Annotated in this window: 16 protein-coding genes; 12 read left to right on the forward strand and 4 right to left on the reverse strand. The window is 59.4% G+C overall.

The window, feature by feature from the left end:
- Nucleotides 1–65 precede the first annotated feature (65 nt).
- A complete protein-coding gene (locus tag AC1D2Q_RS18630) occupies nucleotides 66–2,462 on the reverse strand; it encodes a PAS domain-containing sensor histidine kinase (protein ID WP_477814133.1) in 2,397 nt (798 codons plus the stop codon).
- 73 nt (nucleotides 2,463–2,535) lie between these two features.
- On the opposite strand from AC1D2Q_RS18630, the gene AC1D2Q_RS18635 reads away from it, so the two are divergent.
- Nucleotides 2,536–3,528 carry an alpha/beta hydrolase family protein gene (locus tag AC1D2Q_RS18635; protein WP_477814134.1) on the forward strand — a complete coding sequence of 331 codons (993 nt, stop codon included), beginning with the start codon at nucleotides 2,536–2,538 and terminating at the stop codon, nucleotides 3,526–3,528.
- 43 nt (nucleotides 3,529–3,571) lie between these two features.
- Here the strand turns inward: AC1D2Q_RS18635 and AC1D2Q_RS18640 are convergent, their stop codons facing one another.
- From AC1D2Q_RS18640 to AC1D2Q_RS18650, 3 genes are read right to left on the reverse strand one after another with little or no spacing between them, the layout of a single operon-like run.
- Nucleotides 3,572–4,336, reverse strand: coding sequence for a TerB family tellurite resistance protein (locus tag AC1D2Q_RS18640; RefSeq protein WP_477814135.1), 765 nt, complete (start codon nucleotides 4,334–4,336; stop codon nucleotides 3,572–3,574).
- A 1-nt stretch (nucleotide 4,337) separates the two neighbouring features.
- On the reverse strand, nucleotides 4,338–5,009 hold the full coding sequence (murU, locus tag AC1D2Q_RS18645; protein ID WP_477814136.1) for an N-acetylmuramate alpha-1-phosphate uridylyltransferase MurU: 672 nt from the start codon (nucleotides 5,007–5,009) through the stop codon (nucleotides 4,338–4,340).
- A complete protein-coding gene (locus AC1D2Q_RS18650; RefSeq protein WP_477814137.1) occupies nucleotides 5,006–6,025 on the reverse strand; it encodes an aminoglycoside phosphotransferase family protein in 1,020 nt (339 codons plus the stop codon). The genes murU and AC1D2Q_RS18650 overlap by 4 nt, the downstream gene beginning before the upstream one ends.
- A 130-nt stretch (nucleotides 6,026–6,155) precedes the next feature.
- Between AC1D2Q_RS18650 and AC1D2Q_RS18655 the strand changes: the two genes are divergently transcribed.
- The 11 genes from AC1D2Q_RS18655 (at nucleotide 6,156) to AC1D2Q_RS18705 (ending at nucleotide 20,346) form a co-directional block, all read left to right on the forward strand.
- Entirely contained in the window at nucleotides 6,156–8,969 is a 2,814-nt protein-coding gene (locus AC1D2Q_RS18655; protein WP_477814138.1) for an LPS-assembly protein LptD, read from the forward strand.
- Entirely contained in the window at nucleotides 8,950–10,266 is a 1,317-nt protein-coding gene (surA, locus tag AC1D2Q_RS18660; RefSeq protein WP_477814139.1) for a peptidylprolyl isomerase SurA, read from the forward strand. The genes AC1D2Q_RS18655 and surA overlap by 20 nt, the downstream gene beginning before the upstream one ends.
- Nucleotides 10,263–11,252, forward strand: a complete 990-nt coding sequence (pdxA, locus tag AC1D2Q_RS18665) for a 4-hydroxythreonine-4-phosphate dehydrogenase PdxA (RefSeq protein ID WP_477814140.1) — start codon at nucleotides 10,263–10,265, stop codon at nucleotides 11,250–11,252. Before surA ends, pdxA begins: the two co-directional genes overlap by 4 nt.
- Nucleotides 11,249–12,067 (forward strand): 16S rRNA (adenine(1518)-N(6)/adenine(1519)-N(6))-dimethyltransferase RsmA, encoded by an 819-nt coding sequence (rsmA, locus tag AC1D2Q_RS18670; protein ID WP_305479220.1) that lies wholly within the window; start codon nucleotides 11,249–11,251, stop codon nucleotides 12,065–12,067. The genes pdxA and rsmA overlap by 4 nt, the downstream gene beginning before the upstream one ends.
- Nucleotides 12,068–12,181: 114 nt before the next feature.
- A complete protein-coding gene (apaG, locus tag AC1D2Q_RS18675) occupies nucleotides 12,182–12,562 on the forward strand; it encodes a Co2+/Mg2+ efflux protein ApaG (protein WP_477814141.1) in 381 nt (126 codons plus the stop codon).
- Nucleotides 12,562–13,443 carry a symmetrical bis(5'-nucleosyl)-tetraphosphatase gene (locus AC1D2Q_RS18680; protein ID WP_477814142.1) on the forward strand — a complete coding sequence of 294 codons (882 nt, stop codon included), beginning with the start codon at nucleotides 12,562–12,564 and terminating at the stop codon, nucleotides 13,441–13,443. Before apaG ends, AC1D2Q_RS18680 begins: the two co-directional genes overlap by 1 nt.
- 33 nt (nucleotides 13,444–13,476) lie before the next feature.
- Nucleotides 13,477–13,806: a thiosulfate sulfurtransferase GlpE gene (gene glpE, locus AC1D2Q_RS18685; RefSeq protein ID WP_018928848.1), complete on the forward strand. Its 330-nt coding sequence runs from the start codon at nucleotides 13,477–13,479 to the stop codon at nucleotides 13,804–13,806.
- Nucleotides 13,807–14,102: 296 nt separating this feature from the next.
- The gene (locus AC1D2Q_RS18690; protein ID WP_007904259.1) at nucleotides 14,103–16,025 is read left to right on the forward strand and encodes a PrkA family serine protein kinase; all 1,923 of its coding nucleotides are present in this window, start codon (nucleotides 14,103–14,105) and stop codon (nucleotides 16,023–16,025) included.
- A gap of 203 nt (nucleotides 16,026–16,228) precedes the next feature.
- Nucleotides 16,229–17,500, forward strand: coding sequence for a YeaH/YhbH family protein (locus AC1D2Q_RS18695; RefSeq protein ID WP_018928847.1), 1,272 nt, complete (start codon nucleotides 16,229–16,231; stop codon nucleotides 17,498–17,500).
- Nucleotides 17,497–19,059 carry a SpoVR family protein gene (locus AC1D2Q_RS18700; RefSeq protein ID WP_018928846.1) on the forward strand — a complete coding sequence of 521 codons (1,563 nt, stop codon included), beginning with the start codon at nucleotides 17,497–17,499 and terminating at the stop codon, nucleotides 19,057–19,059. The genes AC1D2Q_RS18695 and AC1D2Q_RS18700 overlap by 4 nt, the downstream gene beginning before the upstream one ends.
- Nucleotides 19,060–19,122: 63 nt before the next feature.
- Complete coding sequence (locus tag AC1D2Q_RS18705) at nucleotides 19,123–20,346, forward strand: multifunctional CCA addition/repair protein (RefSeq protein ID WP_007936556.1); 1,224 nt, start codon at nucleotides 19,123–19,125, stop codon at nucleotides 20,344–20,346.
- Nucleotides 20,347–20,414: the final 68 nt, after the last annotated feature.

The raw sequence follows: 20,414 nt of genomic DNA on the forward strand, positions 1-20,414 counted from the left end.
ATGTCAGAACCAAGATCTATCGCGGGCTTGCCTGCAAAGGAGCCAGCTCAAACAACACAAAACCATCAGGCTTCATCCAGCGGCACTCGCACCGTCAGGGTCGTGCCCTCCCCCGGCTCACTCTCAAGCGACAATTGCCCCCCCATGATCAACACCCGCTCACGCATGCCAACCACGCCAAAGGATGTCGGCCTGCCAGGCGCGGCGACAAATCCTACGCCATCATCGCTGACAGTCAGACAGAGTTCATCGCCCTCGAGGGCCAGTGTCAGTTCAACAGTATGCGCCTGGGCGTGGCGCATGACATTGGTCAGCGCTTCCTGAAGGATCCGGAACAGGCCGATGGCCTTGGCATCGCTGAGTATCGGCAAGTTATCCGGCACTTGTACCAGACACGGAATCTGCGTGCGCGCCTCGAACCGTCGGGCCTGCCACTCGATGGCCGAGGCGATCCCGGCATCGAGAATCGGTGGCCGCAGCGCCGTGGCCACATCACGCACCAGTTGAAACAGCTGCGCGATCAAACGCTTCATGCTGTTCAAGCGCTCGTGCAAGCCAGGGTCGAGCTGCGCATAAGCCAGTTCGCACATGGACGTTTCCAGCTTCAACACAGTCAACATCTGCCCCAGCTCATCGTGAACTTCCCGGGCAATCCGCGCCTTCTCCTCTTCCCGCACGCTCTCCAGGTGCGCGGACAACTCGCGCAATTGCTCACGGGAGCTGGCCAGTTCCAGTTCGATGCGCTTGCTCTCGGTGATGTCCCAGACGATCCCGTCCCAGACATAGGCGCCGTCTTCCAGTCGGCGGGTAATGGCCTTGATCTCGGCCCAGCGCTGTTCGCCCTGACGGGTCAGAATCCGCCCCTGCCACGACCAGTCGCTGTCGGTGTCCAGTGCATGGTCCTGAGTCTGGTGATAACTGGCCTTGTCATCCGGATGCACCAGGCTGCGCAGGCCTTTGTCCCGTTGGGCCAGGGTGGCCGGCGAGTACCCCACCAGGTTCTCGCTGCCTTCACTGATGTAGGCAAAGTCGATCTGCCCGGTTACCGGTGCGCGCTCCAGACGAAAGACCAGTCCGGGGACGTTGGCGGCGATGCCCTGCAGCCGCGCTTCGCTTTCCTGCAAGGCGGCCAGGGCGCGACGACGCTCGGTGACGTCGTTGAGGTAAACCACCAGGTATTCGCCCTCGCGAAACCGCAAGAAGCTCAACGAGACATCCGCGGGCAGAATACTGCCATCGGCCCGCACGCAATTGGTTTCGAAACTTAGCGGCCCTTCCTCGCTGGCCCGGGCGCGCTTCCACAGGTTCAGCCAGCGGTCCATGTGCAAACCGGGCTCGAAATCGATCAATGGCCGATCAATGATCCCGCCCGCCGGATAGCCGAGCATGCTTTCGGCGGCACGGTTGGCGTAGCGCACATGGCTGTCCCAGTTGACCCAAAGGATGCCGACTGTGCTTTGATCGATGGAGAACTGCGTGAGGCGCAAGGCTTCTTCGCTGGCCTCGCGCAGGGCAATGTCTTCGCGCGCCGCCAGCAAACGTTGCTCCAGACTGTGTTGCTGACGACGCTGCCAGTACACAATGGCCATGCTGCTCAGCAATAACACCAGCAACAGCAGACAGAGGTTTTTCCAGAAAGCCGGTGAATCGGACAGCCGCGGGTACTTGGGTTGCAGCCATTGATCGTGCAGTCGCTCGAGGTCTTTGGCCGGAATCACGCGCAGCGCGTTTTCGACGATGCCGGCCAACTCCGGCCAGTCTCGACGCGTGGCCACCCGCAACAGTTGCGGGAAACCGATGTCGCCCACCACGGCCAGCCCGGCAAACTCAGGCTCGGCTGACAGACGCCCGAATTGCGCTTCATCGACCACCGCGTAACCGGCCTGCTGACTCAACAACAGTTGCAGTGCCTGGCGCTCCAGAGGCACGCCCTGCAGGTTCAAATGCGGATAGGTACTACGCAAGAAATCGGCGGTGACGCTGGGCATGCGCACGGCGACGCGGGTCCGGCTGTCGAGTTTTTCCAGCTCCACCACACCGGTGCTCTTCTGGTCGCTGACCACCAGTTGCGGCACCCGCATGTACGGATCGGAAAATTGCCAGAGTCGTAAACCGGCGGGGGTTTGGGTCAGCCCCGGCGCGATATCGATATCGCCTTCGCGCGCGGCGGCTTCCAGTTGCGCAAGATCAGGATAATTACGCCAGCTCAGCTCGACCTTGAGCGACTTGGCCAGCCACTTCATCAACTCGATATTGACCCCGGACAGGCGTTGCAAGCGGCGATCGTATTGGGCATAGGGCGCTTGCAACACCACCCCGACCCGCAACTCTTCATGCTGCGCCAGCCATTGCTGTTGCGCCGAAGACAATGACACGACGTGCGCCGGTGGCGCGGGAGCCGCCCAGCCCATCAAGGGAAACCACAAACAGCCGATAACCCACAGGCAGCGAAAATGCATCATCGAAGTCTCACACACTGACAAATACTGACCAACCCATTAGGCTGCCGGAATAACTTCTGGCCTGGAATATCCGATGCCCCCTGTCTACCGCCTGGCACTGCCAGCATTGTGCCTGTCGCTGATCCTGCCGTGCGCCTTTTCCGTCGAGGCGGCCGACCCGGCACCTGCCACTGCGGAAAAACCCGCCGAAGAAAAACCGGCCGAACGCCAGCCGCTGCTTGAGCGTAGCCAGGAAGAATCGACGGCACTTGAGCGACAAATTCCTGCGCAGGAACAGCAACAACTGCAAGCCGGCACCGACACCTTTCTCGCCTTGTGGAAACCGGCCAATACCGCCGAGCCCAAAGGTGCGGTGATTATCATCCCGGGTGCCGGTGAAACCGTTGACTGGCCGCAAGCAATCAGCCCATTGCGCCGCCAATTGCCGGACGCCGAGTGGAGCAGCCTGAGTATCACCTTGCCGGACCTGCAAAGCGAAGCCATCGCGCCTCGTATCGCCGAAGTGGCGCCAGCACCCAAAGCGCCTGATGCCGGCAGCAAAGATTCAACCACCGCGGCGCCCATCGAACAGGCCGCCGGCGGCGAAGCGGAGGTGGCCGACAAGGCCATCGCCGAAACCACCGAAGAACACGCCAAAGCCGACGCCGAGCGAATTTTCGCCCGCATCGACGCGGCCATCGCTTATGCCGAACAGCAAAGTGCGCGCAGGGTCGTCGTGCTGGGGCATGGCACCGGCGCGTACTGGGCTGCGCGTTATCTGAGCGAGAAGCAGCCATCGCAAGTCGAGAAGTTCGTGATGGTCGCCGCCCAGACGCCTGTTACGGCGAAGCCCGGGCTTGCCGAGTTGACGCCGACGATCAAGCTGCCGACTGCCGACATCTTCTATATGGACAAACCACTGGATCGCAATGCGGCACTGGAACGCTTGCAGGCCAATAAACGCTTGAAGACGTCGGCGTTCAGCCAGGTATCGCTCAAGGCACTGCCGGGCAATGCCAAGGCTGAGCAAGAGCAGCTGGTTCGTCGGGTTCGCGGGTGGTTGAATCCGCAACCTGCGGCGGACTGATGGATCGCGTCGCCCCATCCGCGGGCGACACAACTCTGCCCTGCTAGCGAAAATCCCGCCGCTCACGAATCAACGTGTAGGCGTTGTGCAATTCACGAGTCTTGTCCGTCGCCTCACGAACCTGCAACGCCGTCGCACCGCTGCCGGCAATCTTGTCCGGATGATGGCGACTGAGCAGGCGTCGATAGGCGCGTTTGATCTGTGCCGGCTCGCTGGTCGCCGACACTCCCAATAGCCGCAAGGCGTCCTGATACGTGATCGCGCTGCTGACCAATGGTCGCTTCGGCTCGTAGTCACTCGCCAGTGCCTGCACCTGTTGCGGCGTCCAGCCCAACCATTTGCCCCACTGGGCAATCAGTTCGCGCTCGCAGCTACCGGCGCGGCCATCGGCCCAGACCATCCGCCAACAGGCACGCAACACCCCTTCCGCCGCATGGGGCTGAGCACTCAAGCGTCGCAGATAACCACGCAACCGATCGTGTCCCGACTTGCCGCGGTTGAATGCTGCTATCGCCCGACGTTGCGCCGACTCGGTCATCTCCAGCGCACGCATTTCCTGTCGCGCCTGTTGAATGTGGCCATCCACTACCCGTCCATCACTCTTGGCCAATCGGCCCAGCAACACGAACAGCAGTTCATCGTTGCGCAGCACCGAGCGGCCACCGAATTTTTCCCATAAATGCGCCCAGCTCTGCAGGTGCAAGCGCCGATCCAGCGCCTGTCCCAATAAAGCACCGAGCATGGCCCCCGGAATGCTGGCTATGGCAAAGCCCGCTCCGGCTCCAATCAGAGTCCCTGGCCACAACATGTCAGCGTCTCGCTTCTATCAAGGTTTCTACTTCAGCCAGGCGCTCGTGAGTACCGACATCCACCCAATGCCCATTCAGGCGTTCGCCCGTCACTTGCCCATCGGCCATGGCTTTGCGCAACAATGGCGCAAGCTTGAAGGCCCCGGCCGAGCAACCGTCAAACAACTGCGGGTGCAGCACTGCGATGCCGCTGTAGGTCAGAGTAGATGTATCCGGCTGACCGTCCTGCACATGGCCATCGACCAGGTTGAAATCCCCGTTCGGGTGATGCGCCGGGTTGTCCGCCAGGATCAAATGGGCGAGCCCGACGATGGGCTGGTGCAACACGCTGAAGTCGTAGTCGGTCCAGATGTCGCCGTTGACCACCACAAAAGCCTCATCACCCAACAACGGCAACGCGCGAAAAATACCGCCACCGGTTTCAAGCGGTTCACCTTCCGGCGAATACTGAATGCTCACTCCATACCGCGAGCCATCACCCAGATAATCTTCGATCTGCTGACCGAGCCAGGCATGGTTGATCACGATCTCGGTAAACCCTGCTGCCGCCAGCGCGCGCAGGTGATACTCGATCAAGGGTGCTCCGCCGGCGCGAACCAGCGGTTTTGGCGTGGTCAGGGTCAGCGGGCGCATGCGCTCGCCTTTACCCGCCGCCAGAATCATTGCCTTCATGCCTTCGCTCCAACACGCAGACTGGCCAGCAACACATCCAGCTCCGCCAATTCAGGGCGACGGGCAATGACCGCGTCTATATAAGCAAAGAAGCGCGGCACATCGCCGAGATAGCGTGGCTTGCCGTCGCGATGGCAGATGCGGGCGAAGATACCAATGACTTTCAAGTGACGCTGCACGCCCATCAGGTCGCTGGCGCGCAGGAAATCTTCAAAGTCAGGCTGAACCGGGATGTCGAGCGCAGCGGCTTGCTGCCAGTAATCTTCCAGCCAGCCGCGCACGCGTTCTTCAGGCCAGCTGAGGAAGGCGTCCTTGAACAGGCAGGTCACGTCATAGGTCACCGGCCCGTAGACCGCGTCCTGGAAATCCAGCACGCCGGGATTCGGCTCGCTGATCATCAGGTTGCGCGGCATGTAGTCGCGATGCACCAGGACTTTAGGCTGAGCCAGAGCGCTGTCGATCAGCAGGTCACTGACCTGCTGCCAGAGCACCTGCTGCGCCGGATCGAGTTCGATACCCAGTTCGCGTTTCACGTACCACTCGGGAAACAGTTCGAGCTCGCGACGCAGCAGCGCGACGTCATAACTCGGCAGCGGCGCCACCATCGGCAATTGCTGGAAAGCCAACAACGCTTGCAGGGCATCCTTGAACAAATCGTCGGCATTTTCGCTGTCGATCACATCCAGATAAGTCTTGTTGCCCAAGTCATTGAGCAAAAGGAAACCGCGCTCGAGGTCCTCGGCATAAATTTTCGGCACGTTTATGCCGGATTTCGCCAGCAGAAAAGCGATATCCACAAAGGGTTTGCAGTTTTCCTGGGGCGGTGGCGCGTCCATCACGACGAAACTTCTGCCTGCGCCTTCCCAGCGGAAATAGCGCCGAAAACTCGCGTCGCTACTGGCCGCGGTCAACGTGGCCGGGGGCACGGCGCCCCAACCTTGTTCTGCAAAGAGGATAGCCAACTGTTCATCGAGCCAAACTTTCAGGTGTTGCAAGCGTACATCTTGGTCAGGCATTGCAAGGGTCTCCGACGGCGCTAGCCGTCAAGCGGGTCATGCTTTATTATCCAGCATCTTTTTCAGACCATCGAGAGGCGTGCGGCCCACACCGCGGGCAGATGGCACGCAGGAAGCCCGGACTAATAAGATGGCATTGAAATCCCCCGCGTTTCGTAAAAAATTTCCGTTGTTGGTTACCGGCAGTCTGCTGGCCCTGCAACCCCTGGCCACGTCGTTCGTGGTCGCCGCGGAACAGTATGACTGCTCAGTCTCTGCTTCGGGTGCCTGGGACTGTGCGCCAAAAGCACCGGCCGCTGCATTGCCGCCGCGTCCCGTCCATGATGGCAGCGCAGTTTCCGCCACTGGCGAAACCCCGGCAGGCACCGCCTCCAGCGAAGACACCGGCGCCAAGCCTGTGCTGGTTACCGAGTCCAAGGGCCGCGGCCTGAAGTCGCGTAGTGAAGACTACAGCCACCTCGACTGGGTTCCGCGCGAGAAGCTCACCGCAGCGCAATTGGCCGAAACCGGTCCTTACTGCTCTGGTTCCTATATCGAACCGATTCGTCCTGGCATGAACGACAAGACGAATAAAAGTGACGCTCCAACCTTTATCGGTGCCAAGGCCTCCCGCTATAAGCAGGAAGAGCAAGTCGCGACCCTGGCCGGTGACGTGGTCATGCGTCAGGGCAGCATGCAGGTCGAAGCCGACGAAGCGAACCTGTACCAGGCCGAGAGCCGTGGCGAACTGGCCGGCAACGTGCGTATTCGCGACAATGGCGCACTGATCGTCGGCGACCACGCCGACGTGCAGCTCGACACCGGTGAAGCCAAGGTCGACAACGCCGAATACGTGATGCACAAGTCCCGTATCCGCGGTAACGCGCTGTACGCCAAACGTGCCGAGAACGCGATCATCCGCCTCAAGGATGGTACGTACACCACGTGCGAACCGAACAGCAATGCCTGGCAGCTCAAGGGCAACAACATCACCCTGAACCCGGCCACCGGTTTCGGTACCGCGACCAACGTGACGCTGCGGGTCAAGGACATTCCGGTTCTGTACACGCCGTACATCTATTTCCCGATCGACGACCGTCGCCAGTCCGGCTTCCTGCCGCCGACCATCGGCACCGGCAGCGATACCGGCTTCATGCTGGTCACTCCGTACTACTTCAACCTGGCGCCAAACTACGACGCCACGTTGTACCCGCGCTACATGGCCAAGCACGGCCTGTTGATGGAAGGCGAATTCCGCTACCTGACCAAGTCCAGCGAAGGTCAGTTCGGCGCCGCGTACCTCAACGACGAAGATACCGATCGCAGCAAGCAGACCGACTACGAAAAAAACCGCTACATGTACAACTGGCAGCACAAGGGTGGCCTCGACTCGCGCGTCTTTACGCAAGTCGACTACACCAAGATCAGCGATCCGTATTACTTCCAGGATCTGCAGACTGACCAGATTGGCGTGAAAAGCGCTGACTACGTGAACCAGCAGGGCTCCGTCACCTATCGTGGCGACAGCTACACCGCTCGCTTGAACGCCCAGGCCTATCAGCTGGCGACCGTTTCGAACATCACGCCGTATGACCGTTTGCCGCAGATCACCTTCAATGGTCAGCTGCCGTACCATCCGGAAGGGCTGAACTTCGATTACGAGACTGAGGTTGTACGGTTTGAGCGTGATTTGAAGAACGGTGACTTCGTAAACGAAGACGGCACCGTCGAACCGCGTCTTGACAACAACGTTCAAGGCCTGGCACGCGCCAACGGCGACCGCTTGAATCTCAAGCCGGGTGTCAGCCTGCCGCTGAACTGGACATATGGCTTCCTCAAGCCATCGCTCAAGTACCAATACACCCAGTACCAACTGGATCTGGATGGTACTGGCAAAAGCCAAATCGTGGCCCAGGATCAAGCCGCAGCTGCAGCCGGGACTGAAAACTTCAATGGTCATTTCGGCAGTAACCAGAACCGTGGCGTGCCGATTGCGAGTATCGACAGCGGCCTGTATTTCGATCGCAACACCCAATGGTTTGGCAAGAATTATCGCCAGACCCTCGAGCCGCGCCTGTTCTACCTCTATGTACCCGAGGAAGACCAGAAGGATATTCCTGTATTTGACACCAGCGAATACACCTTCAACTACGCCTCGCTGTTCCGTGACAACCGCTTCTCCGGCTCCGACCGCGTCGGCGACGAGAACAAACTGTCGCTGGGCGTGACCAGCCGCTGGATCGAAGACAATGGTTTCGAACGTCAACGTATCAGCGTCGGCCAAGCCTTGTACTTCAAGGACCGCGAAGTCCAGTTGCCAGGTATCGATGCAAAAACCCGCGCCGATGCTCAAGCCAACGTTTCACCGTACGCATTGGAATACGAATACCGCTGGAACCGCGACTGGCGTACCACGGCCGACTACAACTGGGACCCGGACAGCCGCAGCCCTCGCTCGGGCAGCGCGATGTTCCACTACCAGCCTGAAGACAACCCGAACAAGGTCATCAATGCCGGTTATCGCTATCGCAATGACCAGGTTCGTTATGACCAGAACACCGGTAAATGGTCGGTGGGCGGCGGTGACTACGGCACTCCGGGTCAACCTGGCTACGTGAAGGACTACTACAAGATCAAACAGCACGACTTCTCGGTGATCTGGCCGATCGTGCCGCAGTGGAACGCCATCAGCCGCTGGCAGTATGACTACAACCGCAACCGTACTCTGGAAGCCTTTGGTGGTTTCGAGTACGACAACTGCTGCTGGAAACTACGCCTGATCAACCGTTACTGGGTTTCCTATGACGAATTCAGTCAGGAAGCTCCACAAAACGAAAAAGGCGACCACGGCGTCTTCCTCCAAATTGTTCTGAAGGGACTCGGCGGCCTCACCGGCGCCAAAGTAGAGAGTTTCCTCGACAAAGGCATCCAAGGTTATCGTGAACGTGAAGACCAAGCTTTCTGATTGTCTGCGCCCGCTGATGCTGGGCGCGCTGTTCCTGGGTACCGCGGCCAACGCCGCGGTACAGCCCATCGATAAAGTGGTGGCCATCGTCGACAACGACGTGGTCATGCAGAGCCAGCTGGATCAGCGTGTCCATGAAGTTCAGCAAACCATCGCCAAACGCGGTGCTGCCGTACCGCCAGCCGGCGTACTGGATCAGCAGGTGCTCGAGCGTCTGATCGTCGAAAATCTGCAACTGCAGATCGGCGAGCGTTCCGGCATCCGCATTACCGATGAAGAGCTGAATCAGGCTGTCGGCACCATTGCCCAGCGCAACAACATGTCGATCGAACAATTCCGCGCCGCTCTGGCTCGCGACGGCCTGTCTTATGACGCCGCCCGCGACCAGATCCGCCGCGAAATGATCATCAGCCGTGTGCGTCAGCGCCGTGTGGCGGAGCGCATCCAGGTGTCCGAGCAGGAAGTGAAGAACTTCCTGGCATCCGATCTGGGCAAAATGCAGCTGTCCGAAGAGTTCCGCCTGGCCAACATCCTGATTCCTACGCCGGAAAGCGCCAACTCCGAGGCGATTCAGAATGCCGCCAAGCAAGCCGACGCGGTTTACCAGCAACTCAAGCAAGGCGCTGACTTCGGTCAGTTGGCAATCGCCAAATCCGCCAGCGAAACCGCCCTGGAAGGCGGCGACATGGGCTGGCGTAAAGCCGCTCAACTGCCACCTCCATTCGATCGTCTGCTGGGCACCATGGCCGTTGGCGACGTAACCCAGCCAATGCGCACCCCGGGCGGCTTCATTATCCTGAAGATCCTCGACAAGCGTGGCGGCGAAGCGCAGGTGCGTGACGAAGTACATGTGCGGCACATCCTGGTCAAACCGAGTCCGATCCGCGACGAAGAAAAAACCAAGGCCCTGGCTCAGTCGCTTTATGCCCGTATCGAAGCGGGTGAAGATTTCGGCGAACTGGCGAAAAGYTTCTCGGAAGATCCGGGTTCCGCCCTCAACGGTGGCGACCTGAACTGGATCGACCCGAACGCGCTGGTGCCTGAGTTCCGCGAAGTGATGGCCAAGACCCCGCAAGGTCAGCTGTCCAAGCCGTTCAAGACCCAATATGGCTGGCACGTACTGGAAGTCCTTGGCCGCCGTGCCACCGACAGCACTGCCCAGGCCCGTGAGCAGCAAGCGATGACCGTACTGCGTAACCGCAAATACGACGAAGAGCTGCAAACCTGGCTGCGTCAGATCCGTGACGAAGCGTACGTAGAAATCAAACTCCCTGGTGCAGACCAGGCAGCGCAGTGAAACCCAAGCGTTTCGCGCTGACCCCCGGCGAACCAGCCGGCATAGGTCCCGACCTGTGCCTGCTGCTCGCCTCGCAAGCCCAGCCACATCCCCTGATTGCCATTACCAGCCGCGACCTGCTCCTTGAGCGGGCCGCGCAGCTGGGCGTGGTGGTCGATCTGCTGCCGGTCACGCCGGACAGCTGGCCGGATGCTCCTGCCCCCGCCAACAGCCTGTATGTGTGGGATACGCCTCTCAACGCCAAGGTCACCGCCGGGCAACTGGACAAGGCCAATGCGGCTTTCGTTCTGGAAACCCTGACCCGTGCTGGCCAGGGCTGTCTGGATGGGCATTTCGCCGGCATGATCACCGCACCGGTGCACAAGGGCGTGATCAATGAATCCGGGATCGCCTTTTCCGGGCACACGGAGTTTCTCGCTGACCTGACCCACACTGCGCAAGTGGTGATGATGCTCGCCACTCGCGGCTTGCGCGTGGCGCTGGTCACCACTCACCTGCCCCTTCGCGAGATTGCCGACGCGATCACGCCGGAGCGGCTGGAGCGGGTCACACGGATTCTGCACACTGACCTGCAAGAAAAATTCGGCATCGCCCAGCCACGCATCCTGGTTTGCGGGCTTAACCCGCACGCCGGTGAAGGCGGTCACCTGGGCCATGAAGAAATCGACATCATCGAACCTACATTAGAGCGCCTGCGCGGCGAGGGCATGGACCTTCGCGGCCCCCTGCCCGCCGACACTCTGTTTACCCCCAAATATCTGGAGCACTGCGACGCGGTGCTGGCGATGTACCACGACCAGGGCTTGCCCGTGCTGAAATACAAAGGCTTCGGCGCGGCAGTCAACGTGACCCTAGGCCTGCCGATCATCCGCACCTCGGTCGACCACGGCACCGCCCTGGACCTGGCCGGCAGCGGCAACATCGACACCGGCAGCCTGCAAGTCGCCCTGGAAACCGCCTACCAGATGGCCGAGACCCGTTTATGACCGAGCATTACCAACACCGGGCGCGCAAGCGCTTCGGCCAGAACTTCCTGCACGATGCGGGCGTTATCGACCGCATCCTGCGCTCCATTCACGCCAAACCTGAAGACCGCCTGCTGGAAATCGGTCCGGGACAGGGTGCATTGACCGCCGGCCTGCTCAACAGCGGCGCTCAACTGGACGTCGTAGAGCTGGACAAGGACCTGATCCCGATTCTCAATCAGCAGTTCGCCGGCAAGAGCAACTTCAACCTGCATCAGGGTGACGCGCTGAAGTTCGACTTCAACAGCCTGAACGCTGCGCCAAACAGCCTGCGAGTGGTCGGTAACCTGCCGTACAACATCTCGACGCCGCTGATCTTTCATCTGCTGAACAACGCCAACCTGATTCGCGACATGCACTTCATGCTGCAAAAGGAAGTGGTCGAACGTCTGGCGGCGGGTCCTGGCGGCGGCGATTGGGGTCGGCTGTCGATCATGGTTCAGTACCATTGCCGGGTCGAGCATCTGTTCAACGTCGGCCCGGGCGCGTTCAATCCTCCGCCCAAAGTCGACTCCGCGATCGTGCGCCTGGTGCCCCACGCGGTACTGCCGCACCCGGCCAAGGACCATCGCCTGTTGGAGCGCGTTGTGCGTGAAGCCTTCAATCAGCGCCGAAAAACCCTGCGCAACACGCTGAAACTATTGCTGAGCAATGCCGAAATCGAAGCCGCCGGCGTCGATGGCAGCCTGCGCCCCGAGCAGCTCGACCTGGCCGCCTTCGTGCGCCTGGCCGACAAGCTCAGCGAACAAGTCCTGCAAAAGCCTGCCACCGACTGACAGGCGATGAGCGCTATCGGGTAGGACGCCACTCTGGTTTACTACCCGATACTTGGCCTAGACTGATTTGTATCAGCTACGCCCCGCGTCCCGCTTTGATTTAAGGCCTCTTGCATGTCCGATCCTCGTTATCAGGTCGACGTCAGCGTCGTCACCCGCTATCTGGCAGAACAATCGCAACCCGAGCACAACCGCTTTGCCTTCGCTTACACCATCACCGTGCACAACAATGGCGAGCTACCGGCCAAGCTGTTGTCACGGCACTGGGTGATCACCGACGGTGACGGCCATGTCGAGGAGGTTCGCGGTGCAGGCGTTGTCGGCCAGCAGCCGTTGATCGACGCTGGCAAGAGCCACACCTACAGCAGCGGCACCGTCATGACCTCCAAGGTCGGCACGATGCAGGGCACCTACCAGATGCTCGCCGAAGACGGTAAGCACTTCGACGCCATCATCGCGCCGTTCCGTCTGGCGGTACCCGGGGCGTTGCACTGATGGCGACGTATGCCGTCGGCGATTTGCAAGGCTGCCTTCAAGCTTTGCAATGCCTGCTCAAGCAGGTCGCTTTCGACCCGACACGGGATCGTCTGTGGCTGGTGGGCGACCTGGTCAACCGTGGCCCGCAGTCGCTGGATACCTTGCGCTTCCTCTATAGCATCCGCGAATCGCTGGTGTGGGTGCTCGGCAACCATGACCTGCACTTGCTGGCCGCCGGCAAAAACATCGAACGCCTGAAGAAGTCCGACACCCTGCTCGAGATTCTCGCAGCGCCCGATTGCGCGGAACTGCTGGAGTGGCTGCGCCAGCAAAAGCTCATGCACTACGACGAACAGCGCAATGTCGCCCTGGTACATGCCGGCATTCCGCCCCAGTGGTCACTGCGCAAGGCCTTGAAGTATGCCGGCGAAGTCGAGACTGCATTGCGCGATGACAACCTGTTACCACCCTACCTCGATGGCATGTACGGCAACGACCCGGCGAAATGGGACAACGATCTCAAAGGTGTGACCCGCCTGCGGGTGATCACCAACTATTTCACCCGCATGCGGTTTTGCACCGCCGAGGGCAAGCTTGACCTCAAAAGCAAGGAAGGTCTCGACAACGCGCCACCGGGCTACAAACCCTGGTTCCAGCACAAAGAGCGCAAGACCAAGGGCCTGAAGATCATCTTCGGTCACTGGGCCGCTCTGGAAGGCCGATGCAACGAACCGGGCATCTCGGCCCTCGACACAGGATGTGTCTGGGGTGGCGCCTTGACCCTGATGAACGTCGACAGCGGCGAACGCCTGTCCTGTCAATGCGACGAGCACGGCCTTGCCCTGTCGCCAGTCGCCCCACTTAGACCCGAACAAACGTCAGCCAGCGCCCCGCGCTAGACTGCGCTTTCAGCCGAGCCACAGGAGCCCGCCATGAGCGAATTCAAACGTATCCCCCCAGAACAGGCCCAGGCCCTGCGCGAACAAGGCGCGGTGGTGGTCGATGTCCGCGACCCGGCAACATTTGCCGCGCTGCACATCACCGGTTCGAAGCATCTGGATAACCATTCCCTGCACGCTTTCATCCAGGGCGCCGATCTGGATGCGCCGACGGTAGTGGTCTGCTATCACGGAAATTCCAGCCAGGGCGCAGCTGCTTATCTGATCAGCCAGGGCTTTTCCGACGTCTACAGCATGGACGGCGGTTTTGAGCTGTGGCGTACGACCTATCCTTCGGAAACGGCGCAAGGCACTTCCGAATAATTATTTTGTGATGCGCAAGCCCCGGCCCCCGTGGGCTCGCGCGATTACAGACGAACGGTCTGCCACAACTAATTACGTATCTTGCCTTTACCTCCCAAATTCCCAACTATCCTTAAGCGCAGGCCATCCAAAACAGGGGAGAGCCGGTACACCGGCGCACGGGTCATCGGGAGTAGCTTTCGGAGTAGTCAGCTCCGGAAGAGTTCTGGGGGGTAAACAGCAACTGCCTGTTCGGTTGCTGCCAGCATCGACTGAGTGATCCGGCGTCGGCTCCACGTATCGAGCGAGGTGACGTCATGAGTATCTTTAGCCACTTCCAACAACGCTTCGAGTCCACGCGCCAGGAAGAACTCTCGCTTCAAGAGTATCTGGAACTGTGCAAAAAGGACCGCAGCGCCTACGTTTCCGCGGCCGAGCGTCTGTTGCTGGCCATCGGTGAACCGGAACTGCTCGACACCTCAACCAACTCGAGGCTGTCGCGCATCTTTTCCAACAAGGTGATCCGCCGCTATCCGGCCTTTGAAGACTTCCACGGGATGGAAGAATGCATCGACCAGATCGTGTCGTATTTCCGCCATGCCGCTCAGGGTCTGGAAGAAAAGAAACAGATCCTCTACCTGCTTGGCCCAGTCGGTGGCGGTAAGTCATCTTTGGCCGAAAAGCTCAAACAGCTGATCGAGAAAGTGCCCTTTTACGCAATCAAGGGCTCGCCGGTTTTCGAGTCACCCCTGGGTCTGTTCAACGCCACTGAAGATGGCGCGATCCTCGAGGAAGACTTCGGCATTCCCCGGCGCTACCTCAACACCATCATGTCGCCATGGGCCACCAAGCGCCTGGCCGAATTCGGCGGCGACATCAGCCAGTTCCGCGTGGTGAAACTCTATCCATCGATCCTCAACCAGATTGCAGTTGCGAAAACCGAGCCGGGCGATGAAAACAACCAGGACATCTCGGCACTGGTGGGCAAGGTCGATATTCGCAAACTGGAAGAGTTCCCGCAGAACGACGCCGATGCCTACAGCTATTCGGGCGCGCTGTGCCGGGCCAACCAGGGCCTGATGGAATTCGTCGAAATGTTCAAGGCACCGATCAAGGTGCTGCACCCATTGCTGACGGCCACTCAGGAAGGCAACTACAACAGCACCGAAGGCTTGGGGGCAATTCCGTTTACCGGGATTCTGCTGGCCCACTCCAACGAATCGGAATGGCACACCTTCCGCAACAACAAGAACAACGAAGCCTTCATCGACCGGATCTATATCGTCAAAGTGCCGTACTGCCTGCGCGTCAGCGACGAGGTGAAGATCTACGACAAGCTGCTGTTCAACAGTTCGCTGGCCAAGGCCCATTGCGCCCCCGACACGCTGAAAATGCTCGCTCAGTTCACCGTGCTCTCGCGCCTTAAAGAGCCGGAAAACTCCAACATCTACTCCAAAATGCGCGTGTATGACGGCGAAAACCTCAAGGACACCGATCCGAAGGCCAAGTCGATCCAGGAATATCGCGATGCTGCAGGTGTCGACGAAGGCATGAACGGTCTGTCGACCCGCTTCGCCTTCAAGATCCTGTCGAAGGTCTTCAACTTCGATCCACACGAAATCGCCGCCAACCCGGTGCATCTGCTCTACGTGCTGGAACAGCAGATCGAACAGGAACAATTCCAGGCCGAGACCCGCGAACGCTATCTGCGCTTCCTGAAAGAGTACCTGGCGCCGCGTTACATCGAATTCATCGGCAAGGAGATCCAGACTGCCTACCTCGAGTCTTACAGCGAGTACGGCCAGAACATCTTCGATCGCTACGTGCTGTACGCCGACTTCTGGATTCAGGATCAGGAATACCGCGATCCGGAAACCGGCGAGATCCTCAACCGCGTAGCCCTGAACGAGGAACTGGAGAAAATCGAGAAACCGGCCGGCATCAGCAATCCGAAGGATTTCCGCAACGAAATCGTCAACTTCGTACTGCGCGCCCGTGCCAACAACAACGGCAAGAACCCAACCTGGCTCAGCTACGAAAAACTGCGGGTGGTCATCGAGAAGAAAATGTTCTCCAACACCGAGGACCTGCTGCCGGTCATCAGCTTCAATGCAAAGGCCAGCAAAGAGGACCAGCAGAAGCACAACGACTTCGTCACACGGATGGTCGAGCGGGGCTACACCGACAAACAGGTACGACTGCTGTCCGAGTGGTACTTGCGGGTCAGAAAATCACAGTAACCCGCTGCCGGTCAGACCGGTTGTCGTTAGCCAGAGGCCTGTGTACGCTTTTTCTGTTACACAGACCTCTGGGAGGTGTTCGAAAGTCGGTAACGAGGTTCAGGCAGCATCCAGAAACGCTTGGGGGAGCGTAAACATCCCTCGGCATAGTCGAATGCTGCGTAACCGCTCGCCCCTTTCAGGACAGCTTCTAAGGAGCAGTCATGAGCTATGTGATCGACCGACGTCTCAATGGCAAGAACAAGAGTACGGTAAACCGTCAGCGGTTTCTGCGGCGCTACCGTGATCACATCAAAAAGGCCGTCGAAGAAGCGGTAGGCCGGCGTTCCATTACCGATATGGAACACGGCGAGCAAATCAGCATTCCCGGCCGCGACATCGACGAGCCGGTGCTTCACCATGGCCGGGGCGGCAAGCAGACCATCGTGCACCCAGGCAACAAGGAGTTCACCAGCGGCGAGCACATTGCCCGTCCGCCCGGAGGTGGCGGCGGCAGAGGCCCCGGTAAGGCCGGTAACTCGGGTGAAGGGATGGACGAGTTCGTCTTCCAGATCACCCAGGAAGAATTCCTCGAATTCATGTTCGAGGACCTTGAATTGCCTAACCTGGTCAAACGTCACCTGACCGGCACCGACACCTTCAAGACCGTACGCGCGGGCATCAGCAACGAGGGCAACCCGTCACGGATCAACATTATCCGTACGTTGCGTTCGGCCCATGCCCGGCGAATCGCCCTGTCCGGCAGCAGCCGGGCAAAACTGCGTGAAGTCAAAGAGGAGCTCGCCCGGCTTAGACGGGAGGAGCCGGACAACTTTGGCGACATCCAGGAACTCGAAGCGGAAATCGAGAAACTCAGTGCGCGCATTCACCGAGTGCCATTTCTCGACACCTTTGACCTCAAGTACAACCTGTTGATCAAACAGCCGAACCCGAGCTCCAAAGCAGTGATGTTCTGCCTGATGGACGTCTCCGGCTCCATGACCCAGGCGACCAAGGACATCGCCAAGCGCTTCTTCATCCTGCTGTACCTGTTCCTCAAGCGGAACTACGACAAAATCGACGTCGTGTTCATCCGCCACCACACCAGTGCCCGCGAAGTGGATGAGGAGGAGTTTTTCTACTCCCGGGAAACCGGCGGCACCATCGTCTCCAGCGCCCTTAAACTGATGCAGGAGATCATGGCCGAGCGTTATCCGAGCAATGAGTGGAATATCTATGCCGCCCAGGCGTCCGACGGCGATAACTGGAACGACGACTCGCCAATCTGCCGCGACATTCTGATCAACCAGATCATGCCGTTCGTGCAGTACTACACTTATGTAGAGATTACCCCGCGCGAACACCAGGCCCTGTGGTTCGAGTACGAACGCATCGCTGAAGCCTTCTCTGACACTTTTGCCCAGCAGCAACTGGTCTCGGCCGGGGATATCTATCCGGTCTTCCGTGAACTCTTCCAGCGCAGGTTAGTGACATGACCGCCAAAGAGCAAAAGCGCCAACCCATTTCCACCGGCTCCGAATGGACGTTCGAGCTGATCCAGGCTTACGACCGCGAAATCAGTCGTCTCGCGGCCCGCTATGCGCTCGATACTTACCCCAACCAGATCGAAGTCATCACTGCCGAGCAAATGATGGATGCCTACGCTTCTGTGGGCATGCCTTTGGGTTATCACCATTGGTCCTATGGCAAACACTTCCTAAGTACCGAAAAATCCTACAGCCGCGGCCAGATGGGGCTGGCCTACGAGATTGTGATCAACTCGGACCCTTGCATCGCCTATCTGATGGAAGAAAACACCATCTGCATGCAGGCCCTGGTGGTGGCTCACGCCTGCTATGGCCATAACAGCTTCTTCAAGGGTAATTACCTGTTCCGCACCTGGACCGACGCCAGCTCGATCATCGATTACCTGGTGTTCGCCAAGCAGTACATCATGCAGTGCGAAGAACGCCACGGTATCGACGCGGTAGAGGACTTGCTCGATTCCTGCCATGCGCTGATGAATTACGGGGTCGACCGTTACAAACGCCCTTATCCGATTTCCGCCGAAGAAGAACGCCGTCGGCAGAAGGATCGGGAAGAACATCTGCAAAAGCAGATCAACGATTTGTGGCGGACCATTCCAAAAGGCGCGGACAAATTCAGCGACAAGGACAACGCACGCTTCCCCGCCGAGCCCCAGGAAAACATTCTGTATTTCATCGAGAAACACGCCCCGCTGCTGGAGCCTTGGCAACGTGAAATCGTGCGAATCGTGCGCAAGATCGCCCAGTATTTTTATCCACAGCGCCAGACACAGGTGATGAACGAAGGCTGGGCCACCTTCTGGCACTACACCTTGATGAACGACTTGTATGACGAAGGCCTGGTCACCGATGGCTTCATGATGGAGTTCCTGACGTCCCATACCAGCGTGGTCTTCCAGCCGGGCTTCGACAGCCCCTACTACAGCGGAATCAACCCCTACACCCTCGGTTTTGCCATGTATCGCGATATTCGGCGGATATGCGAACAGCCTACCGAAGAGGACTACCGCTGGTTCCCGGAAATCGCCGGCACAGACTGGCTGTCCAGCATCAAATTCGCCATGAGCAGCTTCAAGGACGAGAGTTTCATCCTGCAGTACCTGTCACCCAAGGTGATCCGCGACCTGAAGCTGTTCAGCATCCTCGATGACGACCAGAAGGATGATCTGCTGGTTCCGGCGATCCACGACGAAGAGGGCTATCGAACCATTCGCGAAACCCTGGCGGCGCAATACAACCTGGGCAATCGCGAACCCAACATCCAGATCTACAGCATCGACCGGCGCGGGGACCGCTCGCTGACCCTGCGTCACCAGCAGCACGACCGCAAGCCGCTCGGCGATTCCACCGAGGAAGTGCTCAAGCACCTGCACCGACTCTGGGGCTTCGACATTCACCTGGAAACCCTGCAAGGGGATCAGGTGGTGAAAACCCACCATGTTCCACCCAGAAGCGAACACGGCGAGGGGGACTACGGCCGGTTAGACTTGGCTGTCATTCATCTTTGATCCTGTTTCGGCCTCCGGAAGTTCGACGCAAAGGTTATTCTGTCGGGCTAACGGAGGTTTTTTATGCAGATTTATAAAGTCGGTGGTGCGGTACGCGATCGCCTGCTGGGCAAGCCTGTCACCGATATCGACTGGGTCGTGGTAGGCGCCACCACCGAAGAAATGCTCGCCAAGGGCTTTCGCCCGGTGGGTGCGGATTTTCCAGTATTTCTTCACCCCAAAAGCGGTGAGGAATACGCCCTCGCCCGCACCGAGCGCAAAAGCGGGCGCGGTTACGGCGGCTTCACCTTTCACGCCAGCCCCGAAGTCACGCTCGAAGAAGACCTGATTCGTCGTGACCTGACGATCAACGCCATGGCCGAAGACGATCAGCAGAACCTGACCGACCCCTACCATGGCCAGCGGGATCTCGAGGCTCGCCTGCTTCGTCACGTTTCCCCCGCGTTCGCTGAAGATCCGCTCCGTGTTCTGCGCGTTGCCCGCTTCGCCGCGCGTTATGCAGGGCTGGGTTTCACCGTCGCCCCCGAGACACTCGCGCTGATGCGGCAGCTCAGCGAATCGGGTGAACTGGAGGCACTGACCGCGGAACGCAGCTGGAAAGAAATCGCCCGCGCGCTGATGGAAGACCAACCCCAGGTGTTCATCCAGGTGCTGCGCGAGTGCGGTGCGCTCAAAGTGCTGATGCCGGAAGTCGATGCGCTGTTCGGTGTACCGCAACCCGAGGCCCACCACCCGGAAATCGACACAGGCGTGCATACCCTGAGCGTGCTGGAGCAAGCGGCACAGCACAAACAACCGCTGACCGTGCGCTGGGCCTGCCTGCTGCATGACTTGGGCAAAGGACTGACGCCCGAGGAGGAATGGCCCCGCCACATCGCCCACGAGCATAAAGGCCTGAAGCTGATCAAAGCGGTCAACGAGCGCTTCAAGGCACCGAAGGATTGTCAGGAATTGGCACTGCTGGTGGGCGAGTATCACACCCATGGCCACCGAGCTCTGGAGCTGAAACCGTCGACCTTGCTGGAGTTGCTGCAGAGTTTCGACGTCTATCGTCGACCTCAGCGCTTTGAGGAGTTTATTGCGGCGTGCGAGATGGACGCTCGAGGGCGCAAAGGCCTGGAACAGCGAAGTTATCCACAGGCGGATTATTTGCGCGGGGCGGCGACTGCGGCGCGAAGTGTGGCGGTTCAGCCGTTGCTGGAGAAGGGATTCAAGGGGCCGGAATTGGGCGAAGCGATCAAGCGCGAGCGGCTCAAGGCGTTGAAGGCTTACAAAGAACAAGCGTAAGCAAGGGCAAAAGATCGCAGCCTGCGGCAGCTCCTACAAAGATCGGCGTAGGAGCTGCCGCAGGCTGC

The sequence above is a fragment of the Pseudomonas sp. P1_A1 genome (genome assembly GCF_056406935.1).